Here is a 17,648-nt window from a genome sequence, read left to right as displayed (position 1 = left end):
CGTCAGTTGCCGCAACAACCAGAATCGCACCGTCCATTTGCGCCGCACCGGTGATCATGTTTTTCACATAGTCGGCGTGTCCCGGACAGTCAACGTGCGCATAGTGGCGAGTTGGGGTGTCGTATTCAACGTGTGAAGTGTTGATGGTGATACCACGCGCTTTTTCTTCCGGCGCATTATCGATTTGATCGAAAGCACGCGCGGCACCGCCGTAGGTTTTTGCCAATACAGTGGTGATTGCTGCGGTTAAAGTTGTTTTACCATGGTCAACGTGGCCGATTGTTCCCACGTTAACGTGCGGTTTTGTACGTTCAAATTTTTCTTTAGACATTTTAGTCCCTCTAAACAAACACGGTTATCGATGGTTCAGTTACCACATTAACCTAATGTAGAAATTGATTTCAATTGAATGGGATTGCAATAAGAATAGAAAAGTGGTGCTGATAGGCGGATTCGAACCGCCGACCTCACCCTTACCAAGGGTGCGCTCTACCAACTGAGCTATATCAGCGCTTTGGAGCGGGCAGCGGGAATCGAACCCGCGTCATCAGCTTGGAAGGCTGAGGTAATAGCCATTATACGATGCCCGCGTTCTTATTCATCTACCCCAATCATCTGGATTTGAATGAAAAAATGGTGGAGGGAGAAGGATTCGAACCTTCGAAGGCTGAGCCGGCAGATTTACAGTCTGCTCCCTTTGGCCGCTCGGGAATCCCTCCACGCTACTTATTTACGCTTACTTACTTAAGTAATGGTGCCGACTACCGGAATCGAACTGGTGACCTACTGATTACAAGTCAGTTGCTCTACCTACTGAGCTAAGTCGGCGACGCAAACAAGTGAGGCGTATTATAGGGATATAAATTCCCCTGACAAGCATTTTTTGCAAAAAAATGGCAAATTTTCATTGTTCGATTGCTTTTTAAACAAGATGAAGAAGATTTAAACTAATTTCTTATAAAAATCGAGAAAACCACATGTTATCCCACCACTTATCATGCACACTTAACGCTCAGATTGATTCGCCAAACGTGCCAATAATCGATCCATCGCACGATATCCCAAGGCTTCGGTTAAATGTTGTCGTTCAATCTGTTCACAACCGTCCAAATCAGCAATAGTACGCGAGACTTTTAAAATTCGGTGATACGCACGCACCGACAGTCCCAGTTTTAATAACGCATTTTCTAAAAACAACGAATCCGCCGAACTCAATGCACAATGTTGTTCCAACAGTTTACCACTCAAATGCGCATTAATTTTTCCGCTGCGTGCCAGCTGTTTTTCTTGCACTACAACCACTTTTGACCGCACTTGTTCGCTCGTTTCACCACGTTCCCCACCTTGTTGCAGACTGCCGGCCGGTAATAACGGCACTGCAATCGATAAATCAAAGCGATCGAGAAACGGGCCGGATAAACGATTGAGATAGCGCATCACCTGCTGAATCGAAGTGCGGTTGTGCAAGCCTTGATAATGTCCGGTCGGGCTCGGATTCATCGCTGCAACCAACTGAAACTTTGCCGGAAACCGCACTTTGGCATTGGCTCGGGAAATCACAATTTCGCCCGATTCCAACGGTTCACGCAGTGCATCCAGCACTTTGCGTTCGAACTCAGGCAGTTCATCCAGAAACAACACGCCATTGTGCGCCAGCGAAATCTCGCCCGGTTTCGGGCTAGAACCGCCGCCAACCAGCGCTGCCAGTGAAGCACTGTGGTGCGGGGTACGAAATGGTCGCTGACGCCAATATTGACTATGTAATCGAGTTTGTACCAAGCTGGCAACAGCAGCACTCTCTATGGCTTCATGCTCATTCATTTCCGGCAAAAGTGCGGTCAGCCGACTTGCTAACATCGTTTTTCCGGTGCCGGGCGGCCCTAAAAACAGCAAGTTATGTTGCCCGGCAGCCGCAATCGTCAGTGCCCGCTTAGCATGCTGCTGCCCGATAATATCGGTTAAACAACGGCTCTCCTGTGGCAATTGCTGCACCGGAAATGAGGTTAGCTGCGCCGAAGGTAATTCATCCTGTCCTTGCAAAAATGTCGCAATTTGCAGCAACGAATCAGCGAAATAAGTTTGATAATCACCGAGCAACCCTGCCTGCTCCGCATTTTCACTGGCTATAATCAATTTCCGTTTGACTTTCCCGGCCTCGATAATCGCCGGAATCACGCCCTGCGTGCCACGTAGCTCACCGGTTAATGCCAACTCACCCAAAAACTCATAACGTCCCAAATTCTCCGCCGAAATCTGCCCCGAAGCCGCCAAAATGCCCAATGCTATTGCCAAATCGTAACGCCCTCCTTCTTTTGGCAAATCCGCCGGCGCCAGGTTAATCGTCATGCGGTACAATGGATATTCAAAACGCGCATTAATCAGCGCACTGCGCACCCGATCGCGCGCTTCTTTCACTGCTGTTTCCGGCAAGCCGACCAAGGTCAATCCCGGTTTACCACGACTCATATGCACTTCAATCGTCACCAACGGCGCTTCCACTCCGATACACGCCCGACTATAAACAATCGCTAACGACATATTGCCTCTCTCTTGAATAAGAAATAGCAAGCAGTATAGAAAAGTGCGGTCAAGAAAAAACGAATGCCGATATTTTTTACGATCCGGATCGTAAAAAAATCAATTATCCGCGAGGATGAAACTGTTGGTGCAGTTTTTTCAGACGTTCTTTGGCAACGTGAGTGTAGATTTGGGTGGTGGAGAGATCACTGTGGCCGAGCAACATTTGCACCACGCGTAAGTCCGCGCCGTGATTCACCAAATGTGTGGCAAAAGCGTGACGCAGCACATGTGGCGAGAGGCTGTCTTGGTCGATTTGTGCCAATAAGGCGTAGTGTTTAATCCGGTGCCAGAATGTCTGGCGAGTCATCATCGTGCCGCGTAAGCTTGGGAACAACACATCAGAGCTCTGCCCTTTCAACAGCACCGTACGTCCGTATAATACAAACTGTTGAATCCAATACGTTGCTTCTTCACCCATCGGCACCAACCGCTCTTTGTCGCCTTTGCCGATCACCCGCACTACGCCTTGATTCAAACTGAGGTGATTCAGGGTTAAAGTGACCAATTCAGTCACGCGCAAGCCGGTGGCGTATAACAGTTCTAACATCGCTTTATCGCGCAACTCCAATGGATCATCGGTTGCTGGCGCATTCAGCAAATCAGTAACCTGTGCTTCGCTCAAGTATTTCGGCAGACGCGACGGCAGTTTGGGGGAGGTTAGCAGTGCGGTCGGATCATCGCTACGATATTTTTCACGATATAAATATTGAAATAGTTTGCGCATCGCACTTAACAAGCGCGCCGAGCTGGTGGCTTTATAACCCTGCGCCAAGCGATCACCAAGAAAAGCTTGCAAATCAAACACATCAAGAGTGATCAAGCTGAATTGTCGCTGTTCTAGCCAGAGGCAAAGTGCGGTCAAGTCCAAGCGATAAGAGGCGATGGTATTTTCTGACAACCCTTTTTCCAACCACAGTTCATTAAGGAACAAATCTATCAGTGTGCTGTCTTTCATATTGCTCCTGTTGTCTGTTGTTTAATCGAACCGCACTTTAGGGTCTGCTTGATGAGAATACTATCTTAAATGCAATAATCAGCGTAGTCGATCGGATCGACCTGTTGTAAAAACTGTTTGGTACGCTCGTGTTGCGGACGACTGAAAAATGCTTTCGCCTCACCTTGCTCCACCACTTTGCCTTGATCGATAAACATCACCCGATCTGCCACCTCTTGCGCAAAACGGATTTCGTGGGTGACAATCACCATCGTCCAGCCCTCTTTTGCCAGCAATTTCAGCGTTTGCAACACTTCGTTGACCAATTCCGGATCCAGTGCCGATGTCGGTTCGTCCAGTAAAATCACCTCCGGCTGCACCGCTAATGCGCGTGCAATGCCGACACGTTGCTGCTGTCCACCGGACAGCTGTGACGGATAGTAATCCAATTTATCGCCCAATCCGACCTTTTCCAGTAACGTTTGCGCCACCTGCCGAGCCAACGTCGGATCTTTTTTCTGCACCACAATCAAGCCTTCCATCACATTTTCCACCACCGTACGGTGCGGAAATAGATTATGCTGTTGAAACACCATCGCAGTACGGCGGCGTAGTTGTAATGTCTGCTGTTTGCTGATTTTGTGTGAAAAATCAATCTGCAAAGTGCGGTCACTGAATTCGAGCGTGCCTTGATCCGGCGTTTCCAACAGATTTAGACAGCGCAAAAAGGTGGTTTTGCCCGAACCGGATGGCCCGAGAATCGCGATCACTTCGCCTTTTTGTATTTGTAAATCAATCCCTTTCAGCACTTCAATGCCGTGAAATCGTTTATGAATATCTTTTACCCGTAACATCAAGATCCTTAACCGTAGCGAGAGAAGTGCTTTTCCAGCCTGCCTTGCAGCAATGACAGCGAGAAACAGATTATCCAGTAAATCAGCGCTGCTTCACTGTAAATCCAGAGAAATTCATAGGTGGTGGCAGCAATGTTTTGCGCCTCACGAAACAGCTCGGTCACCAACACGGTGGACGCCAATGAGGTATCTTTGACCAAGCTGATAAAACTGTTCGATAGCGGTGGCACCGAAACCCGCATCGCCTGCGGCATAATGGTGCGGCGGAAGGTTTGGGCGTAGCTCATGCCAATTGAATACGAGGCTTCCCATTGCCCTTTCGGGATCGACAAAATAGCGGCACGCAGTGTTTCAGAAGCGTAAGCACCGATATTTAATGAAAAAGCGATCACCGCTGATGGAAACGGATCTAACTTCACGCCGATATTCGGCAAACCGTAGAAAATAATAAACAGCTGCACCAGCAACGGTGTACCACGAATCGCAGAGACATAAACTCGTGCCAGATAATACCCGAGCGCATACAATGGATTAGTGCGTGGAATCACCCGAATCAGCGCAATAAACACCGCAATCAACATACCGAATAAAAACGACAACAACGTCAGCGGAACGGTGTTGAAAATCGCTCCACGCAGCATGGGCAAAAAAGCGTCGATCAGCATCGACGCTTGTTGTTGATCTAAAAACGGCAATGCTGACAGCAGATTATTCAGTAACGTCATCGCCAAACCACTGCACAGAAAGGGCTTTTAGGCTGCCATCCGCACGCATATCATCCAAAGTGCGGTTGAACTCCGCTACTACCTCATCATTGCCTTTCAAAAAGACAAAACCGGAGCCAATTTTATTGTCATCACGATAAGCAATTTTTAAACCGGAATTCGGTTGCTGTTTCAAATAATCTAAAATTGCCAATTGCCCGTTCAGCGTTAAATCGGCACGTTTTTGTTTCACCAATTCCAGCGCCTGCGCCATGCCTTCGACTGGTAAGATCTCAGCACCGTTTTCCTTTGCCAACACATAGTAGCTGCTGTTGATGCTTTGTGCAGATTTTTTGCCTTTGACTTCATCAAGTGCGGTTAAATTGGGTGTTTCGACCGGCGTCACCACCACCGAGCGCTCGAAATTATACGGTTCAGACAATAAATATTTCTGCTGGCGCTCCGGATTACTTAAGTCCACTTGGTTAGCAATAATATCAAAACGTTTAGCATTTAAACCGGCAAACATCGCATCCCACTGCGTTTCAAAAAACTGCACTTCCAATCCCAAACGTTTTGCTACTTCACGAGTGACTTCCACATCAAAACCGGTCAAATTGCCATCTTTATCATGAAAAGTAAACGGTGGATAAGTTCCTTCGGTGCCGACCCGCAATATTTTGCTGCTTGCCAACGTTTCTGCCAATGTCGCTTCTTTTGCTTCAGTCTTAGCTGCACTTGATTTACCTTGATCACAGGCACTCAAGCCGAATGCGGCAACTGCCACAGCAATCATAGCAAACCATTTTTTACTTAACTTCATTCTTTATTCCCACTGAGTTTTAAAATAGTGCTTTAGTATAATAGATTGCCGCAAACGCTACCATAATTACATCTGATAAGTTATAACTTCCAGTGATAAGCGTTGTCGAAACCTCAAACACAATCCTAAAAATTCGCCTCGGCAATTGCTGTTCTGAAAAAACGCTTTATTTCCGCGCCGCAACTATTTATACTATCATTCTAGTGCCCATCAGGAACTAGAATTATGCAAACTCGCTCATTTAACAATAACCGCACTTTTGTCGCCAATAAAACCGTTATGCGATCTCTGCATAACCTATTGTCAGTATTGTTATCTGATCAACAAATATCCTCCGCCAGTGGGGATTTTTTTTGCCCGCAATTTAGCTCCGCAACTTTACGCACCATTCGATTGATTCCTATTTTGACAGCTAATTTATGGAGTAACCGCAATGCAACACGTTCGTACGTTTAATACCTATATTCGCGATGAAATTATCAAAAAAGGCGGTTGGGTCAACTCTCACGCCCACGCCGACCGTGCTTTCACCATGACGCCGGAAAAAATTGATATTTACCGCACTTGCAATCTGCAACAAAAATGGGATTTAGTCGACGAAATCAAACGCAACTCCAGTGTCGATGACTACTACGCCCGCTTTTGCCAAGCGATTGAGATGATGATTCAACAAGGCGTCACCGCATTCGGCACCTTTGTGGACATCGATCCGGTTTGTGAAGACCGAGCGATTATAGCCGCCCACCGTGCGCGTGAAATGTATAAGAACGATATTATTCTGAAATTTGCCAACCAAACACTAAAAGGTGTGATTGAGCCGACCGCACGCAAATGGTTTGACATCGGCGCCGATATGGTGGATATGATCGGTGGCTTGCCGTATCGTGATGAACTGGATTACGGACGTGGCGAAGAAGCGTTTGATATTTTGATGGATGCCGCCAAATCACGCGGCATTATGTGCCATGTGCATGTTGACCAATTCAACACCCCACGCGAAAAAGAGACCGAAATGTTGTGCGACAAAACCATCGAACACGGTATGCAAGGGCGGGTTGCCGCCATTCACGGCATCTCCATTGGCGCACATCCTAAAGAATACCGCTATCGGCTATATGAAAAAATGCGTCAAGCGCAACTGATGATGATCGCCTGCCCGATGGCATGGATCGACAGCAACCGTAAAGAAGACCTAATGCCGTTCCACAACGCCCTGACCCCTGCCGATGAAATGATTCCGGAAGGCATCACCGTCGCCATCGGCACCGACAATATCTGCGACTACATGGTGCCGTTGTGCGAAGGCGACATGTGGCAAGAACTCAGCCTGCTCGCCGCCGGCTGCCGCTTCCCGGATATCGAAGCGATGATCAACATCGCCAGTGTGAATGGACGTAAGGTGCTGGGGTTGGATTAGGCTAAGTTTTTCTCATTTATCTTAAAGTCGCTATCGGGTTTCGCCGATGGCGACTGATTTTTTTTATCACTGTCGTTTTTTCGCCTCGACGGCGACCATACTTTTCTTTGCTTGTGCAAAGAAAAGTAGGCAAAGACAAACGCTTGCGTTTGAATGTTGCCTTTGGCAACAGCCCGAAGGGTGAGCGAAGCGAATAAAGCACACCCTAATGAACTGCTGATCTTCGCTTAGTGTGAATTTGCTTAACGGAAAATTTTTAATACGCCCGCTACGCGGGCAAACTCGCTTCGCTCAAACAAAAAAATTTCCCTACAAATTTCACACACGCTCAGACAGTTCACAAGGGAACCCGAAAAATACGACGCAAAGTACAAGATTTTAATTACACCGGAAGTATTGCCCTAAATGTAGGGGCGCATTGAATGCGCCCAAGATATAACGACTTAATTATAAATAGAAAAATCAAAGTGCGGGGCGTTTGGTTTTTATTCCCCATCTGGAGTGCCTGAGCGTTTGCGTGAAAATTTCAAGGTCAATTTGTCGTGTCCGAAGCCTGCGCAGCAGGCAAGTTTACAAATTGACCGTAGAAATTAGCAAAGGCGAAGATCAGCACTACAATTGGGGTGTATTTTTTTGCTTACTTTTTTTGTACAAGCAAAAAAAGTAAGTCGCCATCGGCGAAACCCGATAGCGACTTTAAGATAAATGAGAAAAGACAAAGTATAATTACCGTGAAGCGAAAAACGATAGTAATAAAAAAACCAAAGTGTCGTTCAATCACCCACAAAAATACCCAATCAACTTCGCCAATAAATCCCGGGTCGGTTGCACATATTTCGTTTCCAGAAACTCATCCGGCTGGTGCGCCTGTTCGATCGAGCCAGGCCCTAAAATCAAGGTTGGACACAACTGTTGGATAAACGGCGCTTCGGTGCAGTAGTTGACGGTTTGTGCAGTTTCGCCCAGCAGTTTTTCCACCACCTGCACCACTTGCGCCGAATGTGGGCACTCATAGCCGGGAATCGGTTCGTAAAGTGCGGTCAGGGTCACACGATCGCCCCAACATTCGATCAACGGTTGCAACGCTTGCTGCATCATCTCGTTTAAATCTTTCAATTCCAAATTCGGCAACGGGCGAATATCGAATTGCAGCTCGCAGCAGGCGCAAATCCGATTGAGCGCATCGCCGCCGTGAATATTGCCCAAGTTCATGGTCGGATAGGGAATCACAAAGCCGTTGTGGCGGTATTTTTCACGCAGCGTATCACGCAAACCAATCAGATGGGTGGTGGCTTGATGCATAATTTCAATCGCATTGATCCCTTTGTCCGGATCGCTGGAATGCCCCGATTTGCCAGTCACCCGTACCGCATTGCCCATATAGCCTTTGTGCGCGCGGATCGGTTGTAATCCGGAGGGTTCGCCGATAATCGCACAGTCGGGGCGAATATGCGCATGTTGAGCAAAAGTGCGTGCGCCGAGCATGGTGGTTTCTTCATCGGCGGTGGCAAGAATACGCAGCGGTTTTTTCAGTTGGCTCAGCTCCAAATTTGCCACCGTATCCACCACAAAGGCGAAAAAGCCTTTCATATCCGCCGTGCCCAAGCCGTAAAATTTACCGTCTTGTTCGGTCAGTTTGAACGGATCAAAGCTCCAACGCCCGGCATCAAACGGCACGGTGTCGGTGTGTCCGGCCAGCAGCAGCCCACCCTCGCCCTCACCGTAACTCGCCAGTAGGTTGTATTTATCGCGCGCCCCCTCGACTGCGATGATGTCAGTTGTAAAGCCCAATGTAGCCAACCAATCCGCCAAAGTTTCGATCAAAGTGCGGTTGGATTGATCCTGCTCTGCCTCCAAACTGCTGATGGTCGGCAAGCCGATTAAAGTGCGGTATAACTCGAGAAAGTGCGGTATTGACATATTTTTTCCTGATAATAGGGGATTAATTTCAATAATTATGCAAAATAACGCATAATTAATCACTCTTAAACTTTATTTAACGTGGTGCAAATCATGTATAAATCACATACAATAGCTTTAACTTTTTGCCACTTATAAGGATTAGCCTACCCTATGTCAAAATTAAAAGCCATCATTGTCGGTGCCAGCGGTTACACCGGTGCCGAACTCGCCCTGATTTTAAACCGTCATCCGCAATTTGAACTGAGCGGGTTGTATGTTTCCAGCAACAGTGCCGATGCCAACAAACCGATTTCCAGCCTGTATCCGCAACTGCGTAGCCTGGTGGATCTGCCGTTGCAACCATTGCCTGCCGACAATACTGAGATCGGCAAACTGGCGCAGCAATTTGATACGGTGTTTTTGGCAACCGCCCACGAAGTCAGCCACGATTATGCGCCGATTTTCCTCAATGCCGGCTGCCAAGTGTTCGATCTGTCCGGGGCGTATCGAGTGAATAACGCTGAATTTTATACCCAATATTATGGCTTTGAACACCAACATCCGCAACTGTTGCAAAGTGCGGTTTACGGCTTGGCGGAATGGAACCATGAACAGATCAAACAGACCGACTTGGTGGCGGTTGCCGGCTGTTATCCTACTGTGTCACAACTGAGCCTGAAACCGCTGCTGGAAAATGATTTGATTGACCGCTCCCAGCTGCCGGTGATTAATGCCGTCAGCGGTGTGAGTGGCGCCGGACGCAAAGCCAGTCTGACCAGCAGTTTCTGCGAAGTCAGTCTGAATGCCTACGGCGTATTTAACCACCGCCACCAGCCGGAAATCGCCAGCCATTTGGGCTGCGACGTGATTTTTACCCCGCACTTGGGCAATTTCAAACGTGGCATTTTGGCGACCATCACCGCCAAACTGAAAGCCGGTGTCAGCGCCGAGCAAGTACAAGCGGCGTTTGAGCAAGCTTATCACGGCCGTCCGTTGGTGCGCTTGTGCGGTCGTCATTTTCCGGCGATTAAACAGGTAGAATTCACCCCGTTCTGCGATATTGCCTTTGCCGTCAAAGATCAGCACATTATTATCGTCGGTGCAGAAGACAATTTGCTGAAAGGCGCATCGGCACAGGCGGTGCAATGTGCCAATATCCGTTATAACTTCCCGGAAACCGCCGGATTATTTTAATAGGAGCAGCTGATGAGAGCCTTAGTCTTAAAAGTCGGCGGTGTGTTGCTCGATACGCCGCAAGCCATGGATAACCTGTTGACCGCACTTCGCCACTATCGCCAACAACACCAGCGCCAAATCGTGATTGTACACGGCGGCGGCATTGTGGTGGATAATCTGATGAAAAAGCTGAATTTGCCGGTGGCAAAAAAGAACGGTTTGCGCATCACCCCAAGCGATCAAATTGATATTATCGTCGGTGCACTGGCCGGCATTGCCAACAAAACTCTGTTGGCAAAAGCCTTAAGTATGCAACTGAATGCGGTCGGGCTGTTTTTGGGCGACGGCAACATGACCGAAGCACAACAGTTTGATGAGGAATTAGGACATGTTGCTAACGTGAGCGCCAACGATCCGACGCTGTTAACACAACTGTTACAAGCGGATTTTCTGCCAATTATCAGCTCGATCGGTTTGGACAAACAAGGGCGCTTGATGAACGTCAATGCCGATCAAGCGGCGATTACTATCGCCAAATTGATCGATGCCGATCTGGTGATGTTGTCCGACGTGGACGGTGTGTTAGATGCCAATAAACAACGGATTGCGCAACTTGACAGCACGCAAATCGCCCAGTTGATTGCGGACAAGGTGATCACCGACGGCATGATCGTCAAGGTCAATGCGGCATTGGAAGCGGCAAAAGATTTAGGGCGTGGCGTGGACATCGCCAACTGGAAACACCCCGACAAACTGACCGCCCTGTTAAGCGGCGAAATTGTCGGCACACGGATTTGTCCATAGATAACACATAGACAGCACATAGACAACAAATGCGGGGCGGATTAAAAGCCCAACGTCTTGTTACTAAAAAACTAAAAATTTAAACAACAAAAGAGGAATTTTATGGCACTTTGGGGCGGGCGCTTCACGCAAGCGGCGGATCAGCGGTTTAAACAATTTAACGATTCATTGGTGTTTGACTACCGCTTGGCGGAGCAGGATATCGAGGGTTCGATCGGTTGGTCGAAAGCCTTGACTGCCGTTGGGGTTTTAACTGCCGCAGAACAGCAACAACTGGAACAAGCGTTGCAAGCGCTGCACGCCGTGGTTGCCGCCGATCCGCAGATTATCCTGCAAGACGATCATGAAGATATTCACAGTTGGGTCGAGAGCAAACTGATCGAAAAAGTCGGCGACTTAGGCAAAAAATTGCACACCGGCCGCAGCCGCAACGACCAAGTGGCGCTAGATATCAAACTGTGGTGTAAACGGCAAGTCACCGAACTGCAAAAATCCATCCGACAGCTGCAACACAAGCTGATCGCCACCGCCGAAGCTAATCAAAGTGCGGTGATGCCCGGTTACACCCACCTGCAACGGGCACAGCCGGTCACCTTTGCCCATTGGTGTCTGGCGTATTTCGAAATGTTAGAACGGGACTATTCACGCCTTGCCGATGCCTATCAACGCATGAACAGTTGTCCGCTCGGCTGCGGTGCGCTGGCCGGCACAGCCTATCCGATTGACCGCGAGCAGTTGGCGCTGGATCTCGGTTTCACCTCTGCCACCCATAACAGTTTGGATACGGTGTCCGATCGTGATCACATCATCGAACTGCTGTCTGCCGCTGCGTTAAGCATGGTGCATCTTTCCCGTTTCGCCGAAGATTTGATTATTTTCAACAGCGGCGAATCCAATTTCGTCGAGCTGTCGGACAAAGTCACTTCCGGTTCATCGTTGATGCCGCAGAAGAAAAATCCGGACGCCTGCGAATTGATTCGCGGCAAAACCGGGCGTGTGGTTGGGGCGTTAAACGGCATGTTAATGACGGTCAAAGGCCTACCGCTGGCGTATAACAAAGATATGCAAGAAGACAAAGAAGGCATTTTTGACGCACTGGATACCTGGCACGACTGTTTGGATATGGCAACATTGGTGTTGGACGACATTAAAGTCAACCGTGAAAAAACCCAAGAAGCCGCACTGAAAGGCTACTCCAATGCCACCGAATTAGCGGATTATCTGGTCGCCAAAGGCATTCCGTTCCGCGACTCGCACCACATTGTCGGCGAAGCGGTGGTATATGCGATTCAGCAACAAAAAGCATTGGAAGCGTTAAGCCTTGAGGAGTTCAAACGTTTCAATCCGGTCATCGAACACGATGTTTACCCGATTCTGTCACTGCAATCCTGCCTCGACAAACGCTGCGCCAAAGGCGGCGTTGCTCCACAACGAGTTGCTGAAGCGATTGCCGTCGCCAAAGTGCGGTCGGCATAACTTAACATTCCATTCTCGGTTTAGATAGCGCCATTGATCACAATCAGTGGCGTTTTTTATGCTTTTCTCGCCAAGATTAACGCCTAAAAGCAGCCAAAAATTGATCGCGATCATACTTTATGTCATGCGTGTAGCATACCATTTGAAGTGTAAGCTATCTTCACGTAATATTTACAAGACTGCCCTAAAGAGCTTTTTGGCTATAACCTCTATAAATAAGGAATGACTTATGCAATTCATCAAACTGAGTTTAACCGCACTTTGCCTCGGCTTAATCACTGCCTGTGGCGGAAGTAGCGGAAGTGGCGGTGGTGGCGATAACAGTGGCAATACGGCAACACCAGTCAACGATAATACCACTTCTCCAACGACCAATGTTGATACGCCGAGTACACCTAATACGGAAACCAATAATACTACCGGGCAAGTAGCCAAAATCTTTGTGGATGGAGAGGCTAGTAAAATTAATATTATTGATTTAACTTCGCCAAACTTAAATACGATTACTATCGATGGACAAACCATTCAAGTGATGAGTGGGATTTATGCCGGAGGCTGGAGCAATATTCGCGAAGGCAATGTTACAACGACGGTTTGTTGCGGTAAATATGATTCTGCCAAAATCGGGTTTTATGATCTAGGCGAAGATGCGCCAGCTTATCTATTTTATAACGGCACTGTCACAGCCAAAAACGACATTCCACAAAGCGGTGTCGCAACTTATACAGGGGACTCTTTAATATTCCCGGGCGTTACCGATGAAAATTTGCCTGATCAAATTAAAGGAACCAGCACATTTAACGCCGACTTCGGCAACAAAACGTTATCCGGAAGCCTAGATTCGGCTCAAGCGACTGTCACTGTTAATGCAAAAATCAACGAAAATACCCTTTCCGGTACGGCAACTTCTTCTGTCGATCCCGGAACAGCCAATGTTGATGGCAAGTTCTATGGCAACAATGCTAAACAACTCGCAGGAATGGCATTATCACAAACAGGCGATGAAAGATGGGGCGCCGCATTTATTGCTGGCAAACAATAATCTCAAATTCAAGAGCCACCCCAGTGGCTCTTATTTCTGCTATAATTTACCCAAATTTCTAATCAAGTCAATTTATGCCATTTGATAACACCGATCTCAACCAACACATCGCCAAAATCCACTGGCACGAGCTGCAACCGCACTTTGCGCGCGGGCGGGTGCTGTATCTTGCGGCGAGCTTAGATTTGCTTGAAGTGGCGCAAGCGATGTTGCAGGATAACAGCGTTTATATTGCCGGGCTGATCGAACAACAAAAAATCGCACCGGTCAGCGAACAGCAGGCGCTAGATTTTTATCAGACCAATCAACAACTGTGGGCAGTGGTGCTGGCGCCGTGGGTGTTGGTGCAGCCGGTGGCGGATAAATCCCCGACGCTACAGTAAATAATAAATTTGGCGAATAAAGCGTACAAAGCATAGCGCACTTTGTTATGATTAGCCGTAGTCATTTTGTTTTTCTTCACTCATTCAGGATAGATTATGTCGTTTAACCGCTCTTTCCGTGCTGTTGTTTCCGATTTGGACGGCACATTGCTCACCAGCCAACACATCGTCGGCAGCTACAGCGCCGAAACCCTTAAACGCTTGGAAGATCAAGGGATTGATATCATCTTGGCTTCCGGACGCAACCATATTGACGTTGCGCATATTTTAAACAAAATCGAATCCGAACGTGCCGCGATGATCACCTCCAACGGTGCGCGGATTCATGATCTGCACGGCAATTTGCTCTACAGCAACAGCTTGCCGGAACAGATTGCGTTTGAGTTGATGAATCTGGAGATTGACCACAATAACGTGATTCTGAATTCCTATCAGGACGACGGGTGGTTTATCAATGTGGATTTAAAACAGTTACGCAAATACCACAAAGATTCCGGTTTTGATTACAACGTAGTCGATTTCAGCCACCATCACGGCAGAGGTACGGAAAAAGTGTTTTTTGTCGGGCGCACCGCCGCTGATTTGGCAACGGTCGAACAGCAAATCCGCCAGCGCTATGCGGATCAAGTCAGTATCACCTACTCCACTCCGCAATGCCTGGAAGTGATGAACCAAGGGGTGACCAAAGCCAATGCGTTGGCGCATTTGCTGCAAGATCGCCAATATGAATTAAGCGATTGCATTGCCTTTGGCGACGGTATGAATGATATTGAGATGTTGAGCGAAGTCGGGCGCGGCTGTGTGATGGGCAATGCCGATCCACGGGTGAAAGCAGCATTACCGCACTTGCAGCAAATCGGACTGAATCGTGACGAATCGGTTGCCACTTATTTGCGGGCGCTGTTTAATTTAGTCTAAGGAGCGAGCATGAAACTTTGGTACTCCACTACCAGTCCGTTTGTGCGCAAAGTGCGGTCAGTGATTGCCTATCATCAGTTGGAACAACAAGTCGAGCTGCTGCCGACCGTCGCCGCCAAAGCAGAATCGCCGCACAATCAGGACAATCCGCTCGGGCGCATTCCGGCGTTGCAAACCGATCAGGGCGAGTGGCTGTTTAACAGCAGCTTAATCGCAGAATATCTCGACAGTCTCGGCAAAAAACCGTCGCTGTTTCCGCAAGGGAAAAAGCGCTGGCAGGTGTTGAATTTCCACGCCATCGCCGACGGCATTATGGAAAATACGCTGATGTATTTGGGCGAGCGTATGCTGCGCGATCCGGCAGAGTGGTGGCACAGCCGTCATCAGCAGATGATGGAACGCAATATCCGCTCGTTGTGTTATCTGGAACAACGCTTAGAACAACTTGGCACGGAACTGAATATCGCCACGTTATATGTGGTATGCGTGATCGATTTCTTCCATTTCCGCCTGAATGTGATCGGCATCAATCCAGCAGAAGTGGTACCGCACTTGGATCGCTGGGCGCAACAGATGAACGCAACCTATCCGTGTCTTGCCAGCACCAAGCCCTATCAAAGCTAGAAGAAAAGGCTAAAGATGCAAACCTTATTATTATTGTGCGGTGGGGCAAGTTTGGGCGCTACGGCACGTTGGCTGCTGGCGTTGTGGCTTAATCCGCTGTTTAATCAAATGGCACTCGGTACTTGGCTTGCCAACTGTCTCGGCAGTTTGCTGATCGGCATCTTAATGGGTGTATTTCTCAGTTTTCCCGCCGTCAGTGCCGAATGGCGGCTGTTTTTGATCACCGGTTTTCTCGGCAGCTTCACCACGTTTTCCTCATTTTCGGCAGAAGTAATCGAAAAGCTGCTGAGCGACAAATGGCTGAATGGGCTCGGCGTGGTGTCCGCCCACCTCTTGGGTGCCCTGCTCTGCACCGCACTTGGCTTTTATTTATGGAGATGGCTACACTAAACACCGTTTTAAGGAGCAGTCGATGAAGATTTTAAACGCAGCACAAATCCGACAAGTGGATGCTGACACCATTCAACACAAACCGATCTCCTCGATTAACCTGATGGAACAAGCCGCCGAAGCCTGTAGCCAATGGCTGATTGGGCATTTTCCACGTCATCCTGACCTGATTTTCAATATTGTCTGCGGCTGCGGCAACAACGGCGGCGACGGGCTGGCGATTGCACGCCAACTCAGGTTGCAAGGCTTTAGCGTTCGGGTGTTTCTGTTGGCAGCCGAACGTTATGCGCCCGATTGCCACACCAATTTACGACGCTTGCAAGCATTAGACGTTGCCATTATCACCTTGCAAGACAGCCGGGATTTAAACCGCTTGCAAGACTGCGACGGCGTGATGATCGATGCGCTGTTCGGCTCCGGTTTGAACCGCACTTTACAAGGCTTGGCAGCGGAATTAATCGACGCCGTCAATCAATTTAAACTGCCGACTGTCAGCATCGATTTGCCGTCGGGTTTATCTTGCGAGCAGGAGAATAATATAACGGCAGACACCGTGATTCGTGCCGACTACACCCTCTGTCTGGAAATCCCCAAACTGCCGTTGCTGTTGCCGGAAAATCAGGAGTATAGCGGCGAGATGGTGCTGCTGCCGATCGGCTTATTGCCCGACGCAGTTGCCCGTCAAAGCAGCGAATTGTTTTACACTGACTTACACGATATCCAACAAATCTACCGCCCGCGCCGCCGCTTCAGCCATAAAGGCAGTTTCGGGCATGCGCTGATAATCGCCGGCAGCTACGGCAAAATCGGCGCTGCGGTGTTGGCAACACAGGCATGTTTGCGTGCCGGTGCCAGTTTAGTCAGCGTAGAAAGTCCAAAGTGCGGTTATCCAATTTTGCAAAGTGCGGTGCCGGAAGCGATGGCGATCATCAATCACGGTGAAACGGTGCTGAGCGGTTGCAGCTCGCACTATCGCACTTATCGTGCGGTCGGCATCGGACCAGGCATCGGGCAAGATCCGCTGACCAAATATTACCTGCTGCAATTGTTGCATCAAATGGATAAACCGATGGTGCTGGATGCCGATGCCTTGAATCTGTTAAGTCAGGATCCTGCTGCACAACAGCTGATTCCGCCGCACAGCATTCTGACACCGCATCCAAAAGAGTGGCAGCGTTGGATTGGACAATGGCAAGATGATCAGCATAAATTGCAACTGAGCCGCACTTTTGCACAACAGCGAAAACTGTATGTGGTGTTAAAAGGCGCTTACACTGCGATTTTTTGTCCGGATGGCACTATCCACTTTAACAGCAGCGGCAATCCGGGGATGGCAAGCGGTGGTAGCGGCGATGTGTTGACCGGTGTGCTGACCGCACTTTTGGCACAAGGCTACAGCCCGAAACAGAGCGCGATTCTTGGCGTGTATTTACACGGTTATGCCGGTGATCTGGCAGCACAAGCGCTCAGTCAGGAAGGGATGATCGCCGGTGATTTGATCCGTTATCTGCCGTTGGCATTCCGTGAGTTGCCAGCAACACATTTTTGTTAGCCATAAAAAAGGATAGCTTCAGGGCTATCCTCAGATTATTGACAAAGATATTGATTAGGCTGGGTAGGG

Annotated in this window: 17 protein-coding genes and 4 tRNA genes; 10 read left to right on the top strand and 11 right to left on the bottom strand. The window is 48.7% G+C overall.

Annotated features, from left to right (window positions below; all coding sequences use genetic code 11):
- From FHQ30_RS00230 to FHQ30_RS00185, 10 genes are all read right to left on the bottom strand, one after another.
- Positions 1–331, bottom strand: a 331-nt coding sequence (locus tag FHQ30_RS00230; protein ID WP_000031696.1) for a GTP-binding protein, incomplete at its 3' end; no start/stop codon positions are given.
- Between the two features lie 104 nt (positions 332–435).
- Positions 436–511: transfer RNA gene (locus FHQ30_RS00225), tRNA-Thr, on the bottom strand.
- Between the two features lie 4 nt (positions 512–515).
- Positions 516–590 (bottom strand) — tRNA-Gly (locus FHQ30_RS00220).
- Positions 591–634: 44 nt separating this feature from the next.
- A tRNA-Tyr gene (locus tag FHQ30_RS00215) sits at positions 635–719 on the bottom strand.
- Between the two features lie 33 nt (positions 720–752).
- Positions 753–828, bottom strand: a tRNA-Thr gene (locus FHQ30_RS00210).
- A gap of 177 nt (positions 829–1,005) precedes the next feature.
- Positions 1,006–2,538: a YifB family Mg chelatase-like AAA ATPase gene (locus FHQ30_RS00205; RefSeq protein ID WP_139611698.1), complete on the bottom strand. Its 1,533-nt coding sequence runs from the start codon at positions 2,536–2,538 to the stop codon at positions 1,006–1,008.
- Positions 2,539–2,641: 103 nt separating this feature from the next.
- The gene (gene xerD / locus FHQ30_RS00200; protein ID WP_139611697.1) at positions 2,642–3,535 is read right to left on the bottom strand and encodes a site-specific tyrosine recombinase XerD; all 894 of its coding nucleotides are present in this window, start codon (positions 3,533–3,535) and stop codon (positions 2,642–2,644) included.
- A 65-nt stretch (positions 3,536–3,600) separates the two neighbouring features.
- Positions 3,601–4,368 carry an amino acid ABC transporter ATP-binding protein gene (locus FHQ30_RS00195; protein WP_139611696.1) on the bottom strand — a complete coding sequence of 256 codons (768 nt, stop codon included), beginning with the start codon at positions 4,366–4,368 and terminating at the stop codon, positions 3,601–3,603.
- 8 nt (positions 4,369–4,376) lie between these two features.
- Entirely contained in the window at positions 4,377–5,093 is a 717-nt protein-coding gene (locus FHQ30_RS00190; RefSeq protein ID WP_139608994.1) for an amino acid ABC transporter permease, read from the bottom strand.
- Complete coding sequence (locus tag FHQ30_RS00185; RefSeq protein WP_176552653.1) at positions 5,077–5,895, bottom strand: transporter substrate-binding domain-containing protein; 819 nt, start codon at positions 5,893–5,895, stop codon at positions 5,077–5,079. The genes FHQ30_RS00190 and FHQ30_RS00185 overlap by 17 nt, the downstream gene beginning before the upstream one ends.
- 433 nt (positions 5,896–6,328) lie before the next feature.
- On the opposite strand from FHQ30_RS00185, the gene FHQ30_RS00180 reads away from it, so the two are divergent.
- Positions 6,329–7,312, top strand: a complete 984-nt coding sequence (locus FHQ30_RS00180; protein WP_132965925.1) for an amidohydrolase family protein — start codon at positions 6,329–6,331, stop codon at positions 7,310–7,312.
- Between the two features lie 777 nt (positions 7,313–8,089).
- Here FHQ30_RS00180 and argE read toward each other — a convergent pair.
- Complete coding sequence (gene argE, locus FHQ30_RS00175; protein ID WP_139611695.1) at positions 8,090–9,232, bottom strand: acetylornithine deacetylase; 1,143 nt, start codon at positions 9,230–9,232, stop codon at positions 8,090–8,092.
- A gap of 153 nt (positions 9,233–9,385) precedes the next feature.
- Here argE and argC point away from each other — a divergent pair, with 153 nt between their 5' ends.
- The 9 genes from argC to FHQ30_RS00130 all read left to right on the top strand — a co-directional run bounded on the left by argC (position 9,386) and on the right by FHQ30_RS00130 (position 17,579).
- On the top strand, positions 9,386–10,408 hold the full coding sequence (argC, locus tag FHQ30_RS00170; protein ID WP_139611694.1) for an N-acetyl-gamma-glutamyl-phosphate reductase: 1,023 nt from the start codon (positions 9,386–9,388) through the stop codon (positions 10,406–10,408).
- 12 nt (positions 10,409–10,420) lie between these two features.
- Positions 10,421–11,194, top strand: a complete 774-nt coding sequence (gene argB / locus FHQ30_RS00165) for an acetylglutamate kinase (RefSeq protein ID WP_176552652.1) — start codon at positions 10,421–10,423, stop codon at positions 11,192–11,194.
- 102 nt (positions 11,195–11,296) lie between these two features.
- Positions 11,297–12,670 carry an argininosuccinate lyase gene (argH, locus tag FHQ30_RS00160; protein WP_139611692.1) on the top strand — a complete coding sequence of 458 codons (1,374 nt, stop codon included), beginning with the start codon at positions 11,297–11,299 and terminating at the stop codon, positions 12,668–12,670.
- Between the two features lie 229 nt (positions 12,671–12,899).
- Entirely contained in the window at positions 12,900–13,712 is an 813-nt protein-coding gene (locus FHQ30_RS00155) for a Slam-dependent surface lipoprotein (protein WP_139611691.1), read from the top strand.
- A gap of 74 nt (positions 13,713–13,786) precedes the next feature.
- Entirely contained in the window at positions 13,787–14,095 is a 309-nt protein-coding gene (locus FHQ30_RS00150) for a DUF2288 domain-containing protein (protein ID WP_139611690.1), read from the top strand.
- A gap of 96 nt (positions 14,096–14,191) precedes the next feature.
- Positions 14,192–15,013, top strand: a complete 822-nt coding sequence (locus FHQ30_RS00145) for a Cof-type HAD-IIB family hydrolase (protein ID WP_139611689.1) — start codon at positions 14,192–14,194, stop codon at positions 15,011–15,013.
- A 9-nt stretch (positions 15,014–15,022) separates the two neighbouring features.
- Positions 15,023–15,637, top strand: a complete 615-nt coding sequence (locus FHQ30_RS00140) for a glutathione S-transferase N-terminal domain-containing protein (protein WP_139611688.1) — start codon at positions 15,023–15,025, stop codon at positions 15,635–15,637.
- Between the two features lie 15 nt (positions 15,638–15,652).
- On the top strand, positions 15,653–16,027 hold the full coding sequence (locus tag FHQ30_RS00135) for a fluoride efflux transporter CrcB (protein ID WP_139611687.1): 375 nt from the start codon (positions 15,653–15,655) through the stop codon (positions 16,025–16,027).
- A 22-nt stretch (positions 16,028–16,049) separates the two neighbouring features.
- The gene (locus tag FHQ30_RS00130) at positions 16,050–17,579 is read left to right on the top strand and encodes an NAD(P)H-hydrate dehydratase (RefSeq protein ID WP_176552651.1); all 1,530 of its coding nucleotides are present in this window, start codon (positions 16,050–16,052) and stop codon (positions 17,577–17,579) included.
- Positions 17,580–17,648: the final 69 nt, after the last annotated feature.

Source organism: Testudinibacter sp. 'clade 2', assembly GCF_006227735.1.
In the GTDB taxonomy this organism is placed as follows: domain Bacteria; phylum Pseudomonadota; class Gammaproteobacteria; order Enterobacterales; family Pasteurellaceae; genus Chelonobacter.
Note: the sequence above shows the minus strand (reverse complement) of the source record. Positions and strands in the feature narration are given on the sequence as shown.

What these genes read in the sequence shown, in the direction of transcription:
- argE (WP_139611695.1), bottom strand. Translation starts at nt 9,232, where the DNA reads ATGTCAATACCGCACTTTCTCGAGTTATACCGCACTTTAATCGGCTTG.
- argC (WP_139611694.1), top strand. Translation starts at nt 9,386, where the DNA reads ATGTCAAAATTAAAAGCCATCATTGTCGGTGCCAGCGGTTACACCGGT.
- xerD (WP_139611697.1), bottom strand. Translation starts at nt 3,535, where the DNA reads ATGAAAGACAGCACACTGATAGATTTGTTCCTTAATGAACTGTGGTTG.
- FHQ30_RS00185 (WP_176552653.1), bottom strand. Translation starts at nt 5,895, where the DNA reads ATGAAGTTAAGTAAAAAATGGTTTGCTATGATTGCTGTGGCAGTTGCC.
- FHQ30_RS00205 (WP_139611698.1), bottom strand. Translation starts at nt 2,538, where the DNA reads ATGTCGTTAGCGATTGTTTATAGTCGGGCGTGTATCGGAGTGGAAGCG.
- FHQ30_RS00135 (WP_139611687.1), top strand. Translation starts at nt 15,653, where the DNA reads ATGCAAACCTTATTATTATTGTGCGGTGGGGCAAGTTTGGGCGCTACG.
- FHQ30_RS00140 (WP_139611688.1), top strand. Translation starts at nt 15,023, where the DNA reads ATGAAACTTTGGTACTCCACTACCAGTCCGTTTGTGCGCAAAGTGCGG.
- FHQ30_RS00195 (WP_139611696.1), bottom strand. Translation starts at nt 4,368, where the DNA reads ATGTTACGGGTAAAAGATATTCATAAACGATTTCACGGCATTGAAGTG.
- FHQ30_RS00180 (WP_132965925.1), top strand. Translation starts at nt 6,329, where the DNA reads ATGCAACACGTTCGTACGTTTAATACCTATATTCGCGATGAAATTATC.
- FHQ30_RS00155 (WP_139611691.1), top strand. Translation starts at nt 12,900, where the DNA reads ATGCAATTCATCAAACTGAGTTTAACCGCACTTTGCCTCGGCTTAATC.
- argB (WP_176552652.1), top strand. Translation starts at nt 10,421, where the DNA reads ATGAGAGCCTTAGTCTTAAAAGTCGGCGGTGTGTTGCTCGATACGCCG.
- FHQ30_RS00130 (WP_176552651.1), top strand. Translation starts at nt 16,050, where the DNA reads ATGAAGATTTTAAACGCAGCACAAATCCGACAAGTGGATGCTGACACC.
- FHQ30_RS00190 (WP_139608994.1), bottom strand. Translation starts at nt 5,093, where the DNA reads ATGACGTTACTGAATAATCTGCTGTCAGCATTGCCGTTTTTAGATCAA.
- FHQ30_RS00150 (WP_139611690.1), top strand. Translation starts at nt 13,787, where the DNA reads ATGCCATTTGATAACACCGATCTCAACCAACACATCGCCAAAATCCAC.
- argH (WP_139611692.1), top strand. Translation starts at nt 11,297, where the DNA reads ATGGCACTTTGGGGCGGGCGCTTCACGCAAGCGGCGGATCAGCGGTTT.
- FHQ30_RS00145 (WP_139611689.1), top strand. Translation starts at nt 14,192, where the DNA reads ATGTCGTTTAACCGCTCTTTCCGTGCTGTTGTTTCCGATTTGGACGGC.